The sequence below is a fragment of the Rhizomonospora bruguierae genome, assembly GCF_018397995.1.
Taxonomy (GTDB): Bacteria; Actinomycetota; Actinomycetes; order Mycobacteriales; family Micromonosporaceae; genus Rhizomonospora; species Rhizomonospora bruguierae.
On the sequence record NZ_BBQH01000039.1, the window covers coordinates 20,621 to 41,329 of the forward strand.

The 20,709-nt window shown below is 72.1% G+C and carries 18 protein-coding genes; 4 read left to right on the forward strand and 14 right to left on the reverse strand.

The features are described 5' to 3' along the window. Nucleotides 1-20 precede the first annotated feature (20 nt). Nucleotides 21-1,244, reverse strand: coding sequence for an MFS transporter (locus tag KJS59_RS20350; RefSeq protein WP_213454538.1), 1,224 nt, complete (start codon nt 1,242-1,244; stop codon nt 21-23). 112 nt (nt 1,245-1,356) lie between these two features. Here KJS59_RS20350 and KJS59_RS20355 point away from each other — a divergent pair, with 112 nt between their 5' ends. Then, nucleotides 1,357-1,923: a PadR family transcriptional regulator gene (locus tag KJS59_RS20355; protein ID WP_213454539.1), complete on the forward strand. Its 567-nt coding sequence runs from the start codon at nt 1,357-1,359 to the stop codon at nt 1,921-1,923. Nucleotides 1,924-1,960: 37 nt separating this feature from the next. On the opposite strand, the gene ispG is transcribed toward KJS59_RS20355, so the two are convergent. The 4 genes from ispG to KJS59_RS20375 all read right to left on the reverse strand — a co-directional run bounded on the left by ispG (nt 1,961) and on the right by KJS59_RS20375 (nt 7,903). Then, on the reverse strand, nt 1,961-3,136 hold the full coding sequence (ispG, locus tag KJS59_RS20360) for a flavodoxin-dependent (E)-4-hydroxy-3-methylbut-2-enyl-diphosphate synthase (RefSeq protein ID WP_213454586.1): 1,176 nt from the start codon (nt 3,134-3,136) through the stop codon (nt 1,961-1,963). An 11-nt stretch (nt 3,137-3,147) separates the two neighbouring features. After that, complete coding sequence (locus KJS59_RS20365; protein ID WP_213454540.1) at nt 3,148-4,383, reverse strand: M50 family metallopeptidase; 1,236 nt, start codon at nt 4,381-4,383, stop codon at nt 3,148-3,150. After that, entirely contained in the window at nt 4,384-5,613 is a 1,230-nt protein-coding gene (gene dxr / locus KJS59_RS20370; RefSeq protein WP_213454541.1) for a 1-deoxy-D-xylulose-5-phosphate reductoisomerase, read from the reverse strand. A gap of 118 nt (nt 5,614-5,731) precedes the next feature. Then, nucleotides 5,732-7,903, reverse strand: a complete 2,172-nt coding sequence (locus tag KJS59_RS20375) for an MMPL family transporter (protein ID WP_213454542.1) — start codon at nt 7,901-7,903, stop codon at nt 5,732-5,734. Nucleotides 7,904-8,009: 106 nt separating this feature from the next. Between KJS59_RS20375 and KJS59_RS20380 the strand changes: the two genes are divergently transcribed. Both KJS59_RS20380 and KJS59_RS20385 read left to right on the forward strand, forming a co-directional pair. Beyond that, complete coding sequence (locus KJS59_RS20380) at nt 8,010-8,735, forward strand: TetR/AcrR family transcriptional regulator (protein WP_213454543.1); 726 nt, start codon at nt 8,010-8,012, stop codon at nt 8,733-8,735. 24 nt (nt 8,736-8,759) lie between these two features. Next, nucleotides 8,760-10,355 carry a phytoene desaturase family protein gene (locus tag KJS59_RS20385; protein ID WP_213454544.1) on the forward strand — a complete coding sequence of 532 codons (1,596 nt, stop codon included), beginning with the start codon at nt 8,760-8,762 and terminating at the stop codon, nt 10,353-10,355. A 13-nt stretch (nt 10,356-10,368) separates the two neighbouring features. Here KJS59_RS20385 and KJS59_RS20390 read toward each other — a convergent pair whose 3' ends face one another. Further along, nucleotides 10,369-11,979, reverse strand: coding sequence for a Rieske 2Fe-2S domain-containing protein (locus KJS59_RS20390; RefSeq protein WP_213454545.1), 1,611 nt, complete (start codon nt 11,977-11,979; stop codon nt 10,369-10,371). Nucleotides 11,980-12,107: 128 nt separating this feature from the next. On the opposite strand from KJS59_RS20390, the gene KJS59_RS20395 reads away from it, so the two are divergent. Next, a complete protein-coding gene (locus KJS59_RS20395) occupies nt 12,108-12,326 on the forward strand; it encodes a DUF2631 domain-containing protein (RefSeq protein ID WP_213454546.1) in 219 nt (72 codons plus the stop codon). A 61-nt stretch (nt 12,327-12,387) separates the two neighbouring features. Here KJS59_RS20395 and KJS59_RS20400 read toward each other — a convergent pair whose 3' ends face one another. The 8 genes from KJS59_RS20400 to KJS59_RS20435 all read right to left on the reverse strand — a co-directional run bounded on the left by KJS59_RS20400 (nt 12,388) and on the right by KJS59_RS20435 (nt 20,165). Beyond that, entirely contained in the window at nt 12,388-13,404 is a 1,017-nt protein-coding gene (locus KJS59_RS20400; protein ID WP_213454547.1) for a DivIVA domain-containing protein, read from the reverse strand. A gap of 5 nt (nt 13,405-13,409) precedes the next feature. Continuing rightward, a complete protein-coding gene (rlmN, locus tag KJS59_RS20405; RefSeq protein WP_213454587.1) occupies nt 13,410-14,543 on the reverse strand; it encodes a 23S rRNA (adenine(2503)-C(2))-methyltransferase RlmN in 1,134 nt (377 codons plus the stop codon). Between the two features lie 173 nt (nt 14,544-14,716). Beyond that, nucleotides 14,717-15,745: a phosphatidate cytidylyltransferase gene (locus KJS59_RS20410; protein ID WP_213454548.1), complete on the reverse strand. Its 1,029-nt coding sequence runs from the start codon at nt 15,743-15,745 to the stop codon at nt 14,717-14,719. Next, entirely contained in the window at nt 15,745-16,302 is a 558-nt protein-coding gene (frr, locus tag KJS59_RS20415; protein ID WP_213454549.1) for a ribosome recycling factor, read from the reverse strand. The genes KJS59_RS20410 and frr overlap by 1 nt, the downstream gene beginning before the upstream one ends. Nucleotides 16,303-16,349: 47 nt before the next feature. Next, entirely contained in the window at nt 16,350-17,072 is a 723-nt protein-coding gene (gene pyrH / locus KJS59_RS20420) for a UMP kinase (protein ID WP_249714556.1), read from the reverse strand. Between the two features lie 186 nt (nt 17,073-17,258). Beyond that, on the reverse strand, nt 17,259-18,089 hold the full coding sequence (gene tsf / locus KJS59_RS20425; protein WP_213454551.1) for a translation elongation factor Ts: 831 nt from the start codon (nt 18,087-18,089) through the stop codon (nt 17,259-17,261). Between the two features lie 41 nt (nt 18,090-18,130). Next, on the reverse strand, nt 18,131-18,967 hold the full coding sequence (gene rpsB, locus KJS59_RS20430; RefSeq protein WP_213454552.1) for a 30S ribosomal protein S2: 837 nt from the start codon (nt 18,965-18,967) through the stop codon (nt 18,131-18,133). A gap of 313 nt (nt 18,968-19,280) precedes the next feature. Next, nucleotides 19,281-20,165 (reverse strand): hypothetical protein, encoded by an 885-nt coding sequence (locus tag KJS59_RS20435; RefSeq protein ID WP_213454553.1) that lies wholly within the window; start codon nt 20,163-20,165, stop codon nt 19,281-19,283. Between the last annotated feature and the right edge of the window lie 544 nt (nt 20,166-20,709).

The following is a 20,709-nucleotide window of genomic DNA, read 5'->3' on the forward strand; positions in this document are numbered from 1 at the left end:
CCCACCGCGGGGGTGGGTGGTCAGCTGATCGTCACCAGCTCCCCTTCGGGCGCCCGGGTCCGCTCGCCCCAGCGGACGACGGCGGGGACGAGCGCGCCGATCAGCAGGAAGGCCGCGCCCAGGACCAGCCAGCCGGGCAGCCCCCAACCGAGCGCCAGGCTGGTCACCACGACCGGGGCGACCATGCCGCCGAGTTGAGCGCCCATGCCGTAGGCACCCTGGTACTGGCCCTGCGCGTGGGCGGGGGCGAGGCCGAAGGAGATGCCCCAGCCGGCAGCGGACTGCCACAACTCGCCCACCACGTGCACCAGCGCGCCGATCAGCAGCAGCGGGACGGCGACGGCCGCCGGGACGCCGGCGCTGAGGCCGAACAGTCCACAGGCGAGCGCGATGACCAGTCCCGCGCGGCGGGCCGCCCGGGCGGCGCCGGCCAGGCTCTCGGTACCCCGGGAGGCGCGCACCTGGAACAGCACGACCATCACGGTGTTAAGCAGCAGCAGCACGGAGACCATCCAGCGCGGCGCCCGGGTCTGCTCGGCGATCCACAGCGGCAACCCGATGGTCAGCAGCGAATGGTGGATCATGAACAGGCCGTCGAGGACCGCGAAGGTGAGGAACGGCCGGTCGCGCAGGACGATCAGCCCGCGGCGCTGCCCAGGGGCCGTGGGGGCGGGCGGCAGCGCCGGCAGCCGGGTCAGGATCGCGGCGGCGGCGAGGAACGAGGCCGCATCGACCAGGATCATCGCCACGTACGCGGGCCGGGTGTCCAGGGTGAGGCCGACGCCGGCCAGCACGGCGCCGAGGGAGATGCCGACGTTGGTGGTGGCGCGCAGGTAGGCGCGGGTGCGTACCCGCTGGCCGGCCGGGACGGCAGCGGCGATCACCGCGCCGCGGGCGGCGCGGACGGTCGCGTCGCCGACGGCGGCCAGGGCGGCGACGAGCAGGGCCGCGGGGAACGTGCGCACGGCCAGCAGGGCCACGGTCGCCAGCGCCGACCAGACCAGGGCGAGCAACTGGAGCCGGTTCGCGCCGTACCGGTCCGCCAGGTGGCCCGCCGGGGTGCTGAGGATCACGCCGACCAGCGCGGCGAGCGTCAGCGCGAGGCCGACCTCGTTGACGGACAGCCCGACCGAGCGGGTCAGGAACAGCGCGTTGGCGGCCAGGTACACGCCCCGGCCGACGGTGTTGACCAGCGTCGCGAGGCTGAGCACCCGGGTCGGACCGGGTTCGGGGAGAAGCGGCACGGCGCCGACTCTAGCCGTACGCCCGTACTGTTAGAACGAGGGCTTGCCCACACAAGAATGTCGCCGATACACTTCCGATATATCGGCAACACATCGACCATGGGGGAACGACATGCGTGACTTCAAGCGGGACTTCTGGGCCATGCACGAGGCCCGGCACCGGGGCTTCGGGTTCCGGCCCCCCTTCCCGCCCGGGCCGCACGGCCACGGGGACTGGCGGGGTCGGGGGCGCGGCCGGGGCGGCCGGCGCGGCAACGTGCGCGCCGCCGTGCTCGCCCTGCTCAGCGAGCGCCCGATGCACGGGTACGAAATGATCCAGGAGCTGGAGAGCCGCACCGGCGGCATCTGGCGGCCGAGCCCGGGCTCGATCTACCCGACCCTCCAACTGCTGGAGGACGAGGGCCTGATCACCAGCGAGACGGAGAACGGCCGGAAGCGGTTCACCCTGACCGAGACCGGGCAGGCGGAGGCGACCCAGGCGGCGCAGAACGCGCCATGGGAGGAGTACGCCGACGACACCGTCTCCCAGGCGCAGGACTTCCGGGACGCCGCCTTCGGGATCATGAACGCGCTGCGCCAGGTCGGCTTCAGCGGCACCCCGGAGCAGCGCACCCGGGCCCTGGAGGTCCTCAACGAGACCAAGCGCAAGCTCTACGCCATCCTCGCCGAGGCCGAGTAACCCGCCGCAGCGCTGACCGCGCGGGGCTTACCGGGGCTTACTGGACCGTGACGGTGGGCTTGGCGGGCAGGAGGTCGCGCAGGTCCTCCGGGAGGTCGGCACCCATCTCGTCGGCCAACCGGAGGGCCTCCTCGACAAGCGTCTCGACGATCTGCGACTCCGGCACGGTCTTGATGACCTCGCCCTTGACGAAGATCTGCCCCTTGCCGTTGCCGGAGGCGACGCCGAGGTCGGCCTCGCGGGCCTCGCCCGGCCCGTTCACCACGCAGCCCATCACGGCCACCCGCAGCGGCACCGGCAGCCCTTCCAGGGCGGCGGTGACCTGCTCGGCGAGCGTGTACACGTCGACCTGGGCCCGACCGCAGGACGGGCACGAGACGATCTCCAGGCCGCGCTCGCGCAGGCCGAGCGACTCGAGGATCGCCGCGCCGACCTTGACCTCCTCGACCGGCGGGGCGGACAGCGAGACCCGGATCGTGTCCCCCACGCCCTCGCCGAGTAGCGCGCCGAACGCCACCGCCGACTTGACCGTGCCCTGGAACGCCGGACCGGCCTCGGTGACGCCCAGGTGGAGCGGGTAGTCGCACTGCTCGGCAAGCTGCCGGTACGCCCGGATCATGACGACCGGGTCGTTGTGCTTCACGGAGATCTTGATGTCCCGGAAGCCGTGCTCCTCGAACAGCGAGCACTCCCAGAGGGCGGACTCGACCAGCGCCTCCGCGGTCGGCTTGCCGTACTTGGCGAGCAGGCGGGCATCCAGCGAGCCGGCGTTGACGCCGATCCGGATCGGCACCTTCGCGTCGGAGGCGGCGCGGGCGATTTCGGCGACCTTGTCGTCGAACTTCTTGATGTTGCCGGGGTTGACCCGCACCGCGGCGCAGCCGGCGTCGATCGCGGCGAACACGTACTTCGGCTGGAAGTGGATGTCCGCGATGACCGGGATCTGCGACTTCTTCGCGATCGCCGGCAGCGCCTCCACGTCGTCCTGCGACGGCACCGCGACCCGGACGATCTGGCAGCCCGCCGCGGTCAGTTCGGCGATCTGCTGGAGCGTGGAGTTCACGTCGGCGGTGACCGTGGTGGTCATCGACTGGATCGACACCGGTGCGCCACCCCCCACGGCCACCGGGCCGACCATGATCTGCCGGCTGGCCCGGCGGGGGGCCAGCGGCGGGGGTGGGACGGCGGGCATGCCCAGACTGACTGCGGTCACGGTGGTCTCACTCACGGGAAGAGCCTGATCGGGTTGATGATGTCTGCGGTGATTGTCAACAGGGTGAACACGCCGCCGACGAGAATCAGCGCGTAGGTCACCGGCATGAGCTTGAGATAGTCCACCCGGCCGGGGTCCCGCCGGCCGATCCGGGCGTAGAGCCAGGAGCGGACCCGCTCGAACCAGGCGATCGCGATGTGCCCGCCGTCCAGCGGCAGCAGCGGCAGCAGGTTGAACACGCCGATGAAGAAGTTCAGCGTGATGAACAGCGAGACGAACAGTTCCCAGGCGCCGTGCTCCACCGCCTCGCCGCCGATCCGGGTGGCGCCGACCACGCTGATCGGGGTGTTCACGTCCCGCTCACCGCCGGTGATCGCGGTCCACAGCGCGGGGATCTTCTTCGGGAACTGCTTGAGCGCCGCGAACGTGGCCTGGAACGCCTGCCCGGTGAACTTCACCGAGGCGTTGAACCCATCGACCGGGCCGTACGTCACGGTGGGCGGGACGCCGGGCGGCAGGTTCGGGCCGGAGACGCCGAGCGCGGCGACCGCGGTGGTCGAGCCGGCCGGATCGTCCAGCGGGGGCCGCTGGACCGCGCCGAGGGTCACCCGGGCGTCGTGCGGCTGCCCGTCCCGGACGTAGGTGATGCTCGCGGGGCTGTCCGGCTTCGCGGCGCGCAACTGGACCAGCAGGTCGTCGTAGGTGGTGACCGGGGTGCCGTTCACCGCCGTGATCTCGTCGCCGTCGCGCAGGCCGGCCTGCCTGGCCGGGCTGGGCGGGTCGCCGGGCTGGCAGTCGCGGACCTCGTTGGGCACCACGACGCAGTCGGTGACCTTCACGTAGGCGGCCAGCGGGGTCTTGATCGCCGGATTCGGCAGCCCCATGAACATGGCGACCAGCCAGAGCGCCACGAACGCCAGCAGGAAGTGCGTGATCGAGCCGGCGGACATCACGATCGTGCGCTTCCACACCGGATACCGCCACATGGCGCGCGGCTCGTCCTCGGGGGCCACGTCGTCGTCCTGCGGGGTCATCCCGACGATCTTGCAGAAGCCGCCGAGCGGGATGCCCTTGACGCCGTACTCGGTCTCGCCGCGCCGGAAGGACCACAGCGTCGGGCCGAAGCCGACGAAGTACCTCGTGACCTTCATCCCGAACGCCTTGGCCGTGAGCAGGTGGCCGGCCTCGTGCAGGCTCACCGAGATGAGGATCGTCAGGGCGAACAGAACCACCCCAAGCAGGTACATTCAGCTCCCTTTCGCCGCCGTGCGGACGGTGTCGATGATCTCGCGAGCCCGCGCTCGCGCCCAGGACTCGGCGGCGAGCACCTCCTCGACGGTACCCGGTTCGGCGAACTCCGGTGCACCCTCAAGGACGCGTTCGAGAGTGTCCACGATGCCCAGGAACGGCAGGGCGCCGGCGCGGAACGCGGCCACACACTCTTCGTTCGCCGCGTTGTAGATCGCCGGGCGGCAGTGCCCGGCCGCGCCCGCCTGCTTGGCGAGGCGGACCGCCGGGAACGCCTCGTCGTCCAGCGGGCGCAGTTCCCAGGTGTGCGCGGCGGTCCAGTCCACCGGCCGGGCGGCGCCGGGCAGCCGCTCGGGCCAGGCCAGCGCCAGGCCGATCGGCAGGCGCATGTCCGGCGGGCTGGCCTGGGCCAGGGTGGAGCCGTCCGCGAACTCCACCATCGAGTGGATCACCGACGGCGGGTGCACCATCACGGTGATCCGGTCGTACGGGACCGCGTACAACTCGTGCGCCTCGATGACCTCCAGCGCCTTATTCACCATGGTCGCCGAGTTGATCGTGACCACCGGCCCCATGTCCCAGGTGGGGTGCGCGAGCGCGTCGACGAGCGTGACCTCGGCCAACTCCTCCCGGCGGCGGTCCCGGAACGGGCCCCCGCTGGCGGTCAGGATCAGCCGGCTGACCTCGCCCCGGGCGCCGCCGCGCAGGCACTGGGCCAGCGCGGAGTGTTCGGAGTCCACGGGCACGATCTGGTCCAGCAGGGCGGGACGGGTCAGCGCGGCGCGGACCAGCGGGGCGCCCGCGATCAGCGACTCCTTGTTCGCCAGCGCCAGGGTGCGCCCGGCGCGCAGGGCCGCCAGCGTGGGCGCCAGGCCCAGCGAGCCGACGACGGCGTTCAGCACGGTGTGGCACGGCCAGCTGGCCAACTCGGCCATCGCGTCCGGCCCAGCAACAATCTTCGGCAGCTTGTAGTCGCCCGTCGCGTAGCCGCGCCGCGACGCCTCCGCGTAGAAGGCGAGCTGGAGATCCTGGGCGGCGGTGGCCCTCGCCACCCCGACGGCCTCCACCCCCAGCTCAAGGGCCTGCGCGGCGAGCAGTTCCACGTTCCCGCCGCCGGCGCCCAGGGCCACCACCCGGAACCGGTCCGGATTGCGGCGCACGAGGTCGATCGCCTGGGTGCCCACGGAGCCGGTCGAGCCGAGCAGGACTATGTCGCGCGGTACGGTCACGGCGCTATTGTGCTCCACCGCCGCCCAGGGCCTGGAAACCCCTGCGGGTGATCTCGAAGGGCAGGGGCCACGGGCAAGCGGCGGGCAGGGGCCGGGGCCTCGCCCGCCGCCTCTGTCGTCAGCTCGCCGGCACGGGCTCGCGGATCTCCGGCGTGCCCGCTGACTCGCGGATGCCGTAGCGCCGGTACACCCGGGCCAGCGGCCCCGGCGCCCACCAGTTCCAGCGGCCCAGCAGGCGCATGGTCGCCGGCACCAGCAACGCCCGGACCAGCGTCGCGTCCACCGCGATCGCGACGATCATGCCGACGCCGATGAGCTTGATGAATTGCACGCCGCCGGTGGCGAAGCCGGCGACCACGACGATGAGCAGCAGCGCGGCGGCGGTGATGAGGCGTCCGGTGTGCTGGATGCCGTTGGCCACGGCGGTGCGGTTCTCCCCGGTGCTGTCGTACTCCTCCCGGACCCGGGAGAGCAGGAACACCTCGTAGTCGGTCGCAAGCCCGAACAGGACGGCCAGCATGAGGATCGGGTTGGACGGCTCGATGGCGCCCAGGCTGGTGAACTTCAGCAGGCCGGCGAGGTGCCCCTCCTGGAAGACCCAGACGACCACGCCGAACGACGCGCCGATGGAGACCAGGTTCATCAGCACGGCCTTGAGCGACAGGACCACCGAGCCGAAGGCCAGGAACAGCAGCGTGAACGTGGCGCCCGCCATGATCAGGGCCATCCAGGGCAGCCGGGCGCCGATGCTGGACAGCAGGTCCATGTTCTGCGCGGTGCGCCCGCCGACCAGGACCTCCGCACCGGTCGGCGCGGGCAGGTCGCGGATGGCGCGGACCAGGTTCTCGGCGGCCCCACCGGCCGGCTCGCCGGGGTACGTGACGGAGATCAGGGCGGACCCGCCGCGCTGGGCGATGACGGTCGCGCCGGAGGCGTCCGGCAGCGCGGCGACGCGCTGGGCGAACGCCGGCGCGGCGGCCGCAGCCCCGGCGGCGTCGCCGGAGATGAGGACCTGGATCGGCGCGACGGTGCCGTTGGGGAACTCGGCGCGGATCCGTTCACTGACCACCCGCGACTCCGTGCCGGTCGGCAGGACCCGCTCGTCCATGCCGCCGAACTCGACCCGCAGGAACGGGGACGCCAGCACGGCGAGCACCGCGAACACGCCCACCAGGTACAGCGCCGGCCGGCGCATGACGCTGCGGGCCAGTCGCGCCCAGCCCCCGTCCGTGACGGAGCGGGGCCCGGCGGCCCGGCGGCGCCACGGCAGCGGGATGCGCAGCGCGTTGATCCGGTGACCCAGCACGGCCAGCAGCGCGGGCAGCACGGTCAGCGCGGCGACCATGGCGACCAGGACGGCGGCGATCCCGCCGAGTCCCATCGAGCGCAGGAACGGCTGCGGGAAGATCAGCAGGCTGGCCAGGGCGAGCGCGATCGTGAGCCCGGAGACCAGGACCGTGCGGCCCGCCGTGGCCATCGTTCGCCGGATCGCCTCGGGGGTCCCGTGCCCGGCGGCCAGTTCCTCGCGGAACCGGCTGACCACGAACAGCGCGTAGTCGATCGCCATGCCCATGCCGATCAGCGTGATGATGTTGATGGCGAAGACCGAGACGTCGGTGACCAGGTTGAGCAGCCGCACGGCCATGAACGCGCCGAGGATGGCCAGCACGCCGGTGAGCAGCGGCATCGACGCGGCCACCAGGCCGCCGAAGATCAGGATCAGCAGGATCAGCAGGACCGGCATCGACAGCAGCTCGGCCCGGCCGATGTCCGCCCGGGTCCGCTCGTTGGCGGAGACCATGAACGCGGCGTTGCCGCCGACCTGGCTGGTGAGGCCGGGCACGGCCAGGTCCGGCTTGAGCGCGTTGTACGCCGCGCTCTGCTTGTCCTGGTCGGACTCGCGCAACCGGACGGCCGCGTAGGTGGCGTGCCGGTCGGCCGAGATCAGGTCCGGCGCCTGGGTGTCGTACCAGCTCACGACGTTGCCGATCTCGGGCCGGGCGCGCAGTTCGGCCAGCTTGGCGGTGACCGGCTCGCGAAAGGCCGGATCGTCGACGGTCCGGTCCGGGCTGCTGTAGAGCAGCAGCAGGTCGACGTTCTGGTGACCCAACTCCGCGGAGATCCGGCTCGCGGCCCGGACCGCCTCGCTGTCCGGGTCGTCGAAGCCGCCCCCGTGCAGCCGGCCGAATACGCCGGTCCCCCACAGGGCGCCGACGGTGGTGAACACCACCGCCGCCATCAGCACCAGCCACCGCGCCCGGACGACGGCGGCCCCCCACCACGCGAACATCGCGCACCCCCTCGACTACCGGGTAAGCTGCACACAGGCTTTACCCCCATAAACGCCGTTCACTATCGCAAGCGGCGTTCGCCCGGTCAAGGGAGTGAGCGGAACTATGACGATGGCGTCACCCAGCCGCCGCGAACGACTGCGTGCCGCCACGGTGACGGAGTTGAAGGACCACGCCCGGCGGCTGCTCACCACCGGCGGCGTCCCAGCCATCTCGCTGCGCGCCATCGCGCGGGACATGGGCATGACCGCGCCGGCCATCTACCGGTACTTCCCCAGCCTGGACGCGCTGGTCCTGCACCTGGCCGAGGACATCTACGAGGAACTGCGGGTGGCCGTGGAGGACGCGCGGCACGCCGCCGGCGCCGACCCGGTCGAGCAACTCATCGCGATGACGCACGCGTTCCGGGCGTGGTCCCTGGCGCACCCGGCCGAATTCGGCCTGATCTTCGGCAACCCGGTGCCCGGCATCGACGCCTACGCGGCCGCCGCCTCGGCCTGCCGCCCGGGCGGGGAGGCCGCCGCCCGGTTCGGCGCACCCTTCCTGGAAACGCTCGCGCACCTGTGGGCGCAGCGCCCGTTCCCCACGACACCCCCGCCCCACCTGGCCGAGGCGTTCGCCCCGACCCTCGGACCGTTCCGGCTCAGGCACGGCGAGCCCGAACTGCCGGTCGAGGTCATCTACGAGTTCCTGGCCGCCTGGACCCGCCTGTACGGCATGGTGGCGATGGAGGTGTTCGGGCACCTGCACTGGGCGGTCTCGGACGTGACGCCACTGTTCGAGATAGAAGTCCGGCGGGTCGTCAAGTCCCTGGGCGGGGCGCCGGCCTGACCGGCACCGCTACGCTCGCCTGCTATGACCGCTCCGCAGCTCCCCTCGCGCGCCGATGTCGTCGTGGTCGGTGCCGGCCACAACGGCCTGGTCTCGGCCGTCCTGCTCGCCCGCGCCGGCCTGAAGGTCGTGGTACTGGAGGCCACCGACGTGATCGGCGGCGCGGCCCGCACCGAGCGGCCCTTCCCCAAGGTGCCGGAACTGAGCCACTCCACCGGCTCCTACCTGCTCGGCCTGATGCCGCCGGAGCTGCTGCGCACCCTCGACGTGACGATCCCGACCCTGCGGCGGGATCCGCACTACTTCCTGCCCACGCCGGGCGGATCCGGCTCGCCGTACCTGCTGTTCGGCCGGGACCGGGAGGCGATCCGCGAGCAGATGGCCTCGTTCTTCACCCCCGAGGATGTCTCCGCCGACGACGCCCTCCAGGAAGAACTGGGCGCGATGCGCAACGACCTCGGCCCGGCCTGGCTGGCCGAGCCGCTGCCGGTCGAGGAGACCGCCGAGCGGTACATCCGGCCCGCCCTGCAGAGCACGTTCATCAACCTGGTACGCGGCTCGGTCGCCGACTACCTGGCCCGCTTCCAGTTCCGCTCCGACCTGCTGGTCGCCATGTACGCCGTGACCGACGGCCTGTCCGGGCTGAACGCCGGCCCGGACGACCCCGGCACCGGGCACAACTTCCTGGTCCACAACATGTGCCGGCTGCCCGGCGCGGACGGCACCTGGATGATCGCCCAGGGCGGCATGGGCACCGTCTCCCGGGTGTTCGCCGACGCGGCCCGCGCGGCCGGCGCGCAGATCTTCACCGGCACGCCGGTCGAGTCCATCGCGGTCGACGCCGGCGCCGCCGCCGGCGTGGTCCTCGCCGGCGGCCACCACATCGCCGCCCGGGCCGTCCTCGGCGCCTGTGACCCGTACCGGCTGATGGCCCTGGCCCCCGACGGCGCGCTGCCGGCCGCGCTGACCGGGCGGATGGCGGCGGCCCGCCGCACCGGCACCACCCTCAAGGTGAACCTGGCCCTGCGCGACCTGCCCCGCTTCTCCTGCCTGCCGCCGGAGGCACCGAGCCCGTTCGGCGCGACGATCCACCTGTTGCCCGGGTCGGACGGCGGTGGCGAGCCGATGGCCGAACTGCGCCGGATGTGGGCCGACGTGTGCGCCGGCCGGCTGCCCGCCGAGCCCACCATCGAGTGGTACCTGCACACGACGGTCGACCCGTCGCTGCGGGACCCGGCGGGGCACCACTCGTCGGCGCTGTTCGTGCAGTCCGTCCCCTACGAACTGGCAGACGGCACCTGGGAACAGGCGCTCCCGGGGTACGTGGAGTCGCTGCTGGCGCTCTGCGACCGATACGCCCCCGGCACGTCGGACCTGGTGGCGGACACCCTGCCGCTCACCCCGCCCGGCATCGAGCAGCGGTTCGGGATCACCGGTGGGCACATCCACCACGTGGACAACACCGTCTCGTTCACCGACCGGATGCCGTACGCGACCGGCCTGGACGGCCTGTACGCGGGCAGCGCCGGCTGCTTCCCGGGCGGAAGCGTGATCGGTGCGGCGGGCCACAACGCGGCCCGCCGCGTCCTCGCGGATCTGGGGGCCGGTCAGGGCAGCTGACCCGGCCGGTGGATCAGCCGTCCACGTCGGTGGCCTCGGCCACCTCGACCACCTCGGCGGGCGCGTCCGCCGCCGGCTTGGAGCGCAGTTCGTGGCCCACGCTGGTCAGGCAGCGCCCGCTGGGCAGGTCGAACTTCCAGCCGTGCAACTGGCAGGTCAGCGTGGTGCCGTCGATGACGCCGAACCGGGTCAGGTCCGCCTTCAGGTGCGGGCAGCGCCGCTGCACGATCCAGTCGCCCAGCTTGACGTCCTCGGCGTCCGGCTTCTGCTCGGCGTACCAGCCCTCCGCGTACTGCAGGCGCTCCTCGGACAGGCACTTGAAGAACGCGTACACGAACTCGTTGTACTGGCCGATCCGCGCCGCCGAGAACCGGCAGGACAGGAACAGCGAGTTGACCCAGTCCACCTCGCCGGTGTGCAGCAGGTGCTCCACCAGCGCCCGCTCGGTGCGGAACCGGTAGCGCACCTTCTCGTCCGCGTACCGCCGCACCTCCTTGCCCGGGAAGTCCACCACAATGGATTCAACGGTCTCCTCGCCAGCGTCTCCCGACGACCCGACCAGGTCGAAGCGCACCGGCCCGCCGACGCCCTTGGCCAGGTAGACCGACTCCTCCAGCAGCGGCTCGATGCGCCGCTTCATCTCCTTCAGGATGTCGATCTCCGGGTGCCGCCACGACTCCTTCTCCGCCGCGATCACCACGCGCTGCCGGTCCCGGTACTCGCGCAGGTACCGCTCCTTGTCGGCGAAGAACTCCTCGAGCGTGACGCCGTCGGGGTGGGTCACGCCGGTCGCGCCCTCGGCGGTCACCTCCGTCACGGAGCCCGGCAGCAGCACCACCGCGTTGGTGCCACCCACCTTCGCGTACTCCTCCAGGAACCTGCCCTGGTCCGGGAAGATGTTGCCCTCGTCCCCGAAAATGTCGTTGAACTGCCACAGCTCGTCGTCGAGGAAGCACGGCGGCCCGGCGATCGGGAAGACCGACGACGCCTTCAGGTCGTCGATGTACCGCCAGGTGCGGTCGAACTGCCGGTCCCGCTTCTGCTTGCCGAACGCCCGCTTCGCCGACTCCGGCAGCTCGTACACCATCGGGTACCAGATCGCGCCGGAGAACTGGAGCATGTGCGCGTGCACATGCCCGAGCGAGGCGAACAGCCCGAGATCCGTGGGGCGGGCGTCGTTCTGGTTCAGCAACCGGATCCCGTCGTACTCCACCCACAGCGAGGAGTCGCCGATCGGGCCGTCCGTGGGGCTGGTCAGCGCCTGGATCATCACCTTCAGGCCGCCGTCCAGCTCGACGACCTGCTCGGTCTTCGTCCGCAGGAAGCTGGTGAAGCCCAGCTCCCGCAGCTCGTCCTCCAGCTCGCTGGTCGGGAACTCCGGCAGCAGCACGGTCGCCTTCTTCGAGACGAAGCGGCGCAGGTGCTTGGCGTCGAAATGGTCCCGGTGCAGGTGGGAGACGTACAGGTAGTCGGTGTCGCCGAGGGACTCCCAGTCCAGCCCCGAATTATCCGGGAACGGGAACCAGGACGCGAAATAGGCGGGGTTCACCCACGGGTCACAGAGGATGCTCCCCGCTGGCGTGTCGATCCGCATGCTCGCGTGACCGGTACCCGTGATCCGCACCGTGCAACTCCCTCGGTCGCTGACACTGACATACGTTCCGAAGCTACCGGAGCCTAAACGGGACCCGGGCAGCCGGCTACGGCGGTGGTCATGCCAAACTGATCGCACCGACGACGAAAGGACCGACCGTGGCGGGCGACGAGCCGGTAACCTCCCCCGACCAGCACAAGCCGGGCAACCGCAAGCTCGGCCGGATCGGCGCGCTGGGCACCGCGGCGGCGCTGCTGCTGCTCACGATCGGCAACCACCGCGGCCACGTCGAGGACTACTTCCTCATCGCCCTGGCCGCCGGCCTGGTCGCCATCGTCATCGGCGACGCCGTCCTGCGCCGCAACGGCCTCCGCTGACCCACCCGCGCCGACCGCCCCGTGGCGACACGGGTGCGGGATCGGCGGCGGGGTCACCGGATCAATGGCGGCGCAGCAGGTCACGGACCTCGCGGAGCGCCGCGTCCACCTCGGCCTCGAAGTAGCCCCCCGGCACCAGGCTGAACTGCGTCGAGTCCAGCTCGTTCTCGGTGATCGGCATCGAGCCGCGGCCGGCCATCGCGTTGAGTAGGCCGTCGAACAGCCGGTCAACCTGGTGGGGGTCGTAGCCGCTGCCGAACCGCCGGACCTGGAACGTGCGCCGGAGCTGGTCGATGCGCTGGAGCTCGACCGGAAGGCCGGGGATGGGTGCGGGGCCGCCCATCGGGGCGCCGTACGGGTCGCCGCGTTCCGGCATGCGGATCTCAGCGGTCATGTCCATCTTGCCGTGGCGGCCGGCCTCGAAGCCGTCGAAACCACCGGACGGCCCGTCAAACCCACCGGACGGCGGGCCATCGAAACCACCGGGCGGCGGACCGTCAAACCCACCGGACGGCGGACCGTCGAAGCCGCGGGGCGCGTCGTACATGCGCGGGTCGTAGCCGCCGCCGGGCGGGGGACCGTAGCCGCCACCCGGGCCGTCGTAACCCCCCGGACCGTCGTAACCGCCGCCCGCGTACGACGGCTCCTCGTACCCGCCGTACCGCGGGTCGTGCGGTGGGGCGGGCTGCGCCGGCGGCGGGGACATCGGACGGGGTGGGGGCTGCATGCGGTCATCCCGCATCGGCGGGCCCATGCGCTCCGGCGGACCCATCCGGTCCATGCCGCCACCCGGCATGCCGGCCGTGCGGGGCTCGGGGCCGCGGGCGAAGCCGCCCCGGTCCTCCAACTCGGCGAGCTGGCGCTCGACCCGGTCCAGGTGCAGGTCGACCTGCCACTCGTCGTAACCGCCGAAGCGCACCCGGAAGACCACGTCGTGGACCTCCTGCGAGGTGACCGGCGCGCCCATCGGGTCACCGTTCAGGGTCGACTCGACCCGGTCAAGGAACGAGTCCACCTCGTCAACCTTGTACCCGCGGCGGAGCGCCCGGCGCCGGAACCGCTGACCCTGACTCGCCACTTAAGTCACCTTCCGTTCGCGCTGCCGGGTTCGCTGGCAGCAAGCTGTCCACACGCCCCGTCGATCTCCCGACCCCGGGTGTCGCGCACCGTCGTCGGGACGCCGGCCGCGCGCAGCCGGCGGACGAACTCCCGCTCCACCGGCTTCGGGCTGGCGTCCCAGCGGCTGCCCGGAGTCGGGTTGAGCGGGATGAGGTTCACGTGCGCCAGCCGGCCGGCCAACAGCCGACCCAGCAGGTCGGCCCGCCACGGCTGATCGTTCACGTCTCTGATCATCGCGTACTCGATGGAGACCCGCCGCCCCGTGCGCGCCCCGTACCGCCACGCGGCCTCCAGCACCTCGGCGACCTTCCACCGCTGGTTGACGGGCACCAGCTCGTCGCGCAGGCCATCATCGGGCGCGTGCAGCGAGAGCGCAAGTGTCACCGACAGCCCTTCCTCGGTGAGCCGGTGGATGGCCGGCACCAGACCGACGGTCGACACCGTGATGTGCCGCTGCGACAGGCCCAGACCCTCCGGCGCGGGGGCGGTGAGCCGGCGCACCGCCTCGACCACGCGCGGGTAGTTCGCCAGCGGCTCGCCCATGCCCATGAACACCACCCGCGACAGCCGCGGCGGCGAGCCCGCGACGGCCCCGCCGGCGGCCACGCCCGCCAGGTACACCACCTGGTCGACGATCTCGGCGGTGGACAGGTTGCGGGTCAGCCCGGCCTGGCCGGTGGCGCAGAACGGGCAGGCCATGCCGCAGCCGGCCTGGCTGGAGACGCAGGCGGTGACCCGGTCCGGGTACCCCATCAGCACGCTCTCCACCAGCGAGCCGTCGTGCAGCCGCCACAGCGCCTTGCGGGTCGCCCCGTCGTCGCACGCCAGCTCGCGCACCGGGGTGAGCAGCGGGGGCAGCAGTTCGGCGGCGAGCCGCTCCCGGGCGGCGGCCGGCAGGTCGGTCATCCCGGCCGGGTCGCGCACCAGCCGGCCGAAGTAGTGGGTGGAGAGCTGGGCGGCGCGGAACGCGGGCACGCCCAGCTCGGCGGCGGCGGCCCGACGCCCGGCGAGATCCAGGTCGGCGAGGTGGCGCGGCGGCATGGCCGCGCGGCGCCGGGGCGCGCCCAGCACGGGCAGCGCCGGGCCGGCGGCGGGCATCCCGGCGGGCTCGGTCGGCGGGCTCAGGGGGGTCGTCGTCATCGCGCGTCAAGTCTCCCACGCCCGGACCCGGCACCGTCGGGACCCCGCCCGGATCTGCCACATCTGGCCTGGCCAGGCACTCCCTTGCGCTCCGGCGCTGCCGCCCGAGGGCAAGTCCGGCCGACGAACGGTCAGGTCAGGACCGCCAACAGGATGTACCCGACGGGCACGGTGAACAGGACGGAGTCGAGCCGGTCCATCACGCCGCCGTGCCCGGGCAGCAGATTGCTCATGTCCTTGATGCCGAGGTCCCGCTTGAGCATCGACTCGGCCAGGTCACCGAGGACCGCGGCCGCCGACAGCGCGGCGCCGAACACCGCACCCCACCACGGTGCCACGTCGAACAGCAGCCACAGCAGCAGCGCGCCGCCCGCGGCGGCGGTCAGCATCGAGCCGGCCAGCCCCTCCCAGGACTTCTTCGGGCTCACGCTGGGCGCCATCGGGTGCTTGCCGAACAGGACCCCGAACAGGTAGCCGCCGGTATCGGAGAGCACCACCGCGGCGAGCGTGACCAGGACCCGCCACTGCCCGTCCTGCGGCTCGGCCAACAGCACCGCGAAGCCGCCGAGGAACGGCACGTACACGGCGATCAGGGCGGTCGCGGTAACGTCCCGCTGGTAGCCGGCGGGGCCGTCGGCCAGCCGCCACACCATCGCGGCCAGCACGGTCACCAGCAGCCCCAGGATCAGCGCGTCCGGGCCGCCATACCAGGCCAGCCCGGCCATCGCCAGGCCCCCGGCGATCAGCGGCACCAGCGGCGGGTTGGCCCCGGTCGAGGCGCGCAGCGCCCGGACCATCTCCCACACCGCGACCACGATCGCCAGGCCCACCACGCCGAGGAAGGCGGGACGCCAGACGAACAGCGAGGCGAGCACCACCGCACCGAGGGCGACGCCCACGCCGATCGCGGCGGGCAGGTTCCGCCCGGCGCGGCTGTGCTTCGCGCGCCGGCGCCCGCCCGGCGGCCGGCCGCGACGCTGCGCCACCTCGTCCAGTTCCCGCTCCAGATCCGGCAGGTCGTCCGGGTTGTCGACCCGCGGCAGGTCCGCCGTGGGGGTGTCCGGCTCCGGGTACGCGTCGGGCGCGGCACTGACCTGCCGCGCCCGATGCCGGCCGTACTCGGGGTCGTCGAGGGGTTCGAGAGGGTCCAGGCGTGCCATCAGACCTCGAGCAGCTCGACTTCCTTGTGCTTGACCAGCTCGTCCACGTTCGAAACATACCGGTGGGTGAGGTCGTCCAGCTCCTTCTCGGCCCGGCGCCCCTCGTCCTCGCCGGCCTCGCCGTCCTTGACGATCCGGTCCAGCTCCTCCTTGGCCCGGCGGCGGATGTTGCGGACCGCCACCTTGGCCTCCTCGCCCTTGCCCCGGGCGACCTTGATCATGTCGCGCCGCCGCTCCTCGGTCATCTGCGGCAGCAGGATGCGCAGCTGGTTGCCCTCGTTGTTCGGGTTCACCCCGAGGTCCGAATCCCGGATCGCCTTCTCCATCGCGGACAGCTGCGACGCGTCGTACGGCTTGATGATGGCCATCCGCGGCTCCGGCGTGCCCACCGACGCCATCTGCGTCAGCGGCGTGGGGCTGCCGTAGTAGTCGATGACGATCCGGGAGAACATGGCGGCGTTCGCCCGGCCCGTGCGGATCGCCGCCAACTCCTCCCTGGCGTGCTCGATCGCCCGATCCATCTTGTCCTCGGCTTCGAGGAGGGTATCGTCGATCACCTGGTCCCTCGCCTCCTTCATGGGCGCTTGCGAATGCCTCCCCCGCCCTAGGCGGTAATGAGGGTACCGATCTGCTCTCCGCCGACCGCCTTGATGAGCGTGTCGGCGCCCTCCGCGCCGAACACGAGCATCGGCAGGCCGTTCTCCTCGCACAGGCTGAACGCGGCGGCGTCGGCCACCCGAAGCCCGCGGCGCAGCACCTCCGAGAACGTGATGGTGTCCAGCTTGCGCGCGGTCGGGTCGGTGTGCGGGTCCGCCGTGTAGACCCCGTCCACCCCGTTCTTGCTCATCAGCACGAGATCGGCGTGGATCTCCAGGGCGCGCTGCGCGGAGACCGTGTCGGTGGAGAAGAACGGCATACCGGCGCCGGCGCCGAAGATGACGACCCGCCCCTTTTCCAGGTGCCGGATCGCCCTGCGGGGAATGTACGGCTCCGCCACCTGGGCCATCGTGATCGCGGTCTGCACCCGCGTCTCGATGCCCTCCTTCTCCAGGAAGTCCTGCAGGGCCAGGCAGTTCATCACCGTGCCGAGCATCCCCATGTAGTCGGCGCGGGCCCGGTCCATGCCGCGCTTCTGCAACTCCGCGCCGCGGAAGAAGTTGCCGCCGCCGACCACCACCGCGACCTGGATGCCCCGGCGCACCACCGTGGCGATCTGCCGCGACATCGACTGCACCACGTCCGGGTCCACGCCGATCGCGCCGCCGCCGAAGACCTCGCCGGACAGCTTCAGCACCACCCGGCGCCCCCGCGTGAGCGGAAGCGACATGGGCTCGATCCCGCGGTCCTGCTCCGTGGCCACCGTCATCGCTACCCGCCCTCCAACGACCCGCTTCAGACACTATGTGACGGGGAGGTCGCGGTGCTCATCGAGGACACCGCGACCTCCCCGGTTGTTCGTCACGCTCCGCCGGCCGCCCGGCCCGCTCCGGCCGTGGGCGGGCGACCCGCGGCCTCAGGCCTGGCCGACCTCGAAGCGGACGAAGCCCGTCACCTCGATGCCCGCGTCGGCGAGCACCTGCTTGACGGACTTCTTCTGGTCCGCGACCGACGCCTGCTCCACGAGCACGAAGTCCTTGAAGAAGGCGTTGACCCGGCCCTCCACGATCTTCGGCATCGCGGCCTCGGGCTTGCCCTCCTCGCGGGCGGTCTGCTCGGCGATCCGCCGCTCCGACTCGACCACGTCCGCCGGCACCTCGTCCCGGATGACGTACTTCGGCCGCATCGCCGCGATCTGCATCGCGATGCCCCGGGCGTCCGACTCGGCCGCCTCGTCCGTCTTACCCCGGTAGGCCACCATCACGCCCACCTGCGGCGGCAGGTCGGGGCTCTTGCGGTGCATGTACACGGCGACCGGCGACTCCAGCACGCCGATCCGGTTGATCACCAGCTTCTCGCCGATCTTGGCGGACTGCTCCTGGACCGTGTCGGCGACCGTGCGCCCGTCCGCCAGGGTGGCGGCCAGGAACTGGTCGACGCCGGCCGGACGCTGCGCGTCCACCGCCTCGACGAGCCGCTGGGCCAGCGCGATGAAGTCCGCGTTCTTGGCCACGAAGTCCGTCTCGCAGTTCAGCTCCAGCAGCGCGTTGCCGGAGTGCGCCACCAGCCCGTTGGCGGTGGTCCGCCCGGCCCGCTTGCCGACATCCTTGGCGCCCTTGACGCGCAGGATCTCGACGGCCTTGTCGAACTCGCCCGCCGACTCTTCCAGGGCCTTCTTGCAGTCCATCATGCCGGCGCCGGTCAGATCGCGGAGCTTCTTGACGTCCGCGGCGGTGAAGTTGGCCATGACTCTCTCTTGACTCTCTCTTGGAGTTATCGGGGTCGGGGTCAGCTGGCGTTCGCCGGTGCCGGCGCCTCGGAGTCGCCCTTGGCCTCCGGGCCCTCCAGCAGTTCCCGCTCCCACTCGGCGAGCGGCTCGCCGGAGGCCACCGCGCCCGGCTGCGGCTTCTCCTCCGCGCCGCCGCGCTGCGCCTTGCCGGAACGCGCGATCAGGCCGTCCGCGACCGCCGCCGCGACCACCCGGGTCAGCAGCTCGGCGGAGCGGATCGCATCGTCGTTACCCGGAATCGGGAAGTCCACCTCGTCGGGGTCGCAGTTGGTGTCCAGCACCGCGATCACCGGGATGCCCAGCTTGCGGGCCTCGTCGACGGCGATGTGCTCCTTCTTGGTGTCCACCACCCAGATCGCCGAGGGCACCTTCTGCATGTCGCGCAGGCCGCCCAGGGTGCGGGTCAGCTTCTCCTTCTCGCGCGAGAGCTGGAGCGTCTCCTTCTTGGTGTACCCGGCCGCCGTGCCGGTCAGGTCGATCGACTCCAGCTCCTTCATCCGCTGCAGCCGCTTGTACACCGTCTGGAAGTTGGTCAGCATGCCGCCCAGCCAGCGGTGGTTCACGAACGGCTGGCCCACCCGGGTGGCCTGCTCGGAAATGGCCTCCTGGGCCTGCTTCTTGGTACCCACGAACAGCACCGTGCCGCCCTCGGCGACCGTGGTGCGGATGAACTCGTACGCCTTCTCGATGTAATCGAGGGTCTGACGCAGGTCGATGATGTAGATACCGTTGCGCTCGGTGAAGATGTAGCGCTTCATCTTCGGGTTCCAGCGTCGGGTCTGGTGCCCGAAGTGGACACCACTCTCCAGCAGCTGGCGCATGGTCACGACGGCCATGGTCGATGCACTCCTCGTACGTCCCTGGTTGTCGCGGGGCACCGGTCGGCCCCCGCCCTGGCGCCCGGCCGCCGGCCTGCCGACCCGGAACGATGGGAACGCTCGGGACCAGGGTGGCCGCCGGCCCCCGACACATCTCGGGGGATTCGGGCACGCGAGGTCGACCACGCAAGGTGGTCGCCAGCGGGAAAGTCTACCCGCCAAAGCCGAACCCCGACCGGTGGGCCCGTCCGCCCGCCTCGCGGGGTGATCAGGACAGCTCGCGCCGCGGCTCAACCAGCATGTTTGCCCCCGGGACGGCGGTGTCGCGAATTCACCCGACCGCCAGGCCGGCGGCGACAAACAGAACGAGGGCGACAAGGAGGTAGGCAACGGGCGGCCGCAACCAGGCTTCGCCGGCCCGCTGGGGCACCTTCCCCGCCCCTCCGGCCAGCCCGTACAGCCCCGCCCCGAACAGGGGCAGCCCGAGCACCAGGAAGGTGCCGACCACGACCACGACCCCGGGCCCGGACACCGGCTCCCGCAGGGCGGCGGTGATCAGGATCCGCAGCGCCGGAACCTCCAGCACCAGAACCCCCAGGCCGAGCAGGACCGCGAACGCCGGCCGCCGGGCCCGGTAGAACGCCTCGCCGGCCGGAGGCTCCATGCGCGGGGGTGCTGTATGCGGGGGCGCTGCATAGGTGGGCTCTGTGCCCTGGGTCTCCGCGCGCTGGGTCTCCGCGCGCTGGGTCTCCGCGCGCTGGGTCTCCGCGCGCTGGGTCTCCGCGCGCTGGGTCTCCGCGCGCTGGGTCTCCGCGCGCTGGGTCTCCGCGCGCTGGGTCTCCGCGCGCTGGGGGACAGCCGTCGCGTCACCGCGCGGCCCATCGCGGCGCAGGGCCGCCCGGTCGATCGGCTCGGTCCGGAACCGTGGAATGCTCCCGGTCTCGCCCGCCGCCGACGGCACGACCGCCGGGACGGCACCGGTCGGCTCCGACCCGCTGCTCCACCCGCCATCCGGCACCCCATGGCGCGGCTCTGGCGCGTGGTAGTCCTCCCCAACGTGCTCCTGGCGGGCCGGATAGCCCTCCTCCACTTGCCGCTGCCCGGCCGGGCGGCCCTTCTCGGCGCGCCCCTGCCCGGCCGGCAGGTGCCCGTTCCGGGTGTCCGGCCCCGGCGTGCCGTACCGTTCGCCGGGCATCGACTCCCGCTGCTCGTCCACGGCCGGACCGTATGCGACCTGCGCCAGTACCGCCACCGCTACAGCCGCCGCACCCCCTCGCCGGTGTTGCCGGGCAGCACGAGCCCCACCGTGTCGTACCAAGGTCCCTCTCCCGCGGACCGCCAGCCGCTCGGCCAGCCCGGGCTGCCCTCCGGGCGGCGGTGTAAGGGCGGTGTTTCCATCGGGAGGCAGAGCAAAGCGCGACGTAACACGGCCCCACCCCTCCACCCAAGGGCCGGGCCGACCAGCAGCGCCGCGACAGGGCCGTCCGCGACGCCTGCTACCTCATCGTCGAGCTCTCCACGGACAGCGGGCCGAACACAGCGCGCGACCTCCCCACACCCGCCTCGTCGATCGCCAGGCCAACCCATCGGGGCCCCAAGCGCACGCTTTCACGGGTGCGACGCGAGCGCGGGAGGATGCGACGCAGAAGGATACAGGCAGTGCGGGAGGGGCGTGAGCTGCGCGGGAGAGCGCCGGGGGCCGTGGGCGGCGGAGCGCGGGGCAGGCGTGCTGCCGTAGCAGATCCACCTGTGGTGGGGGT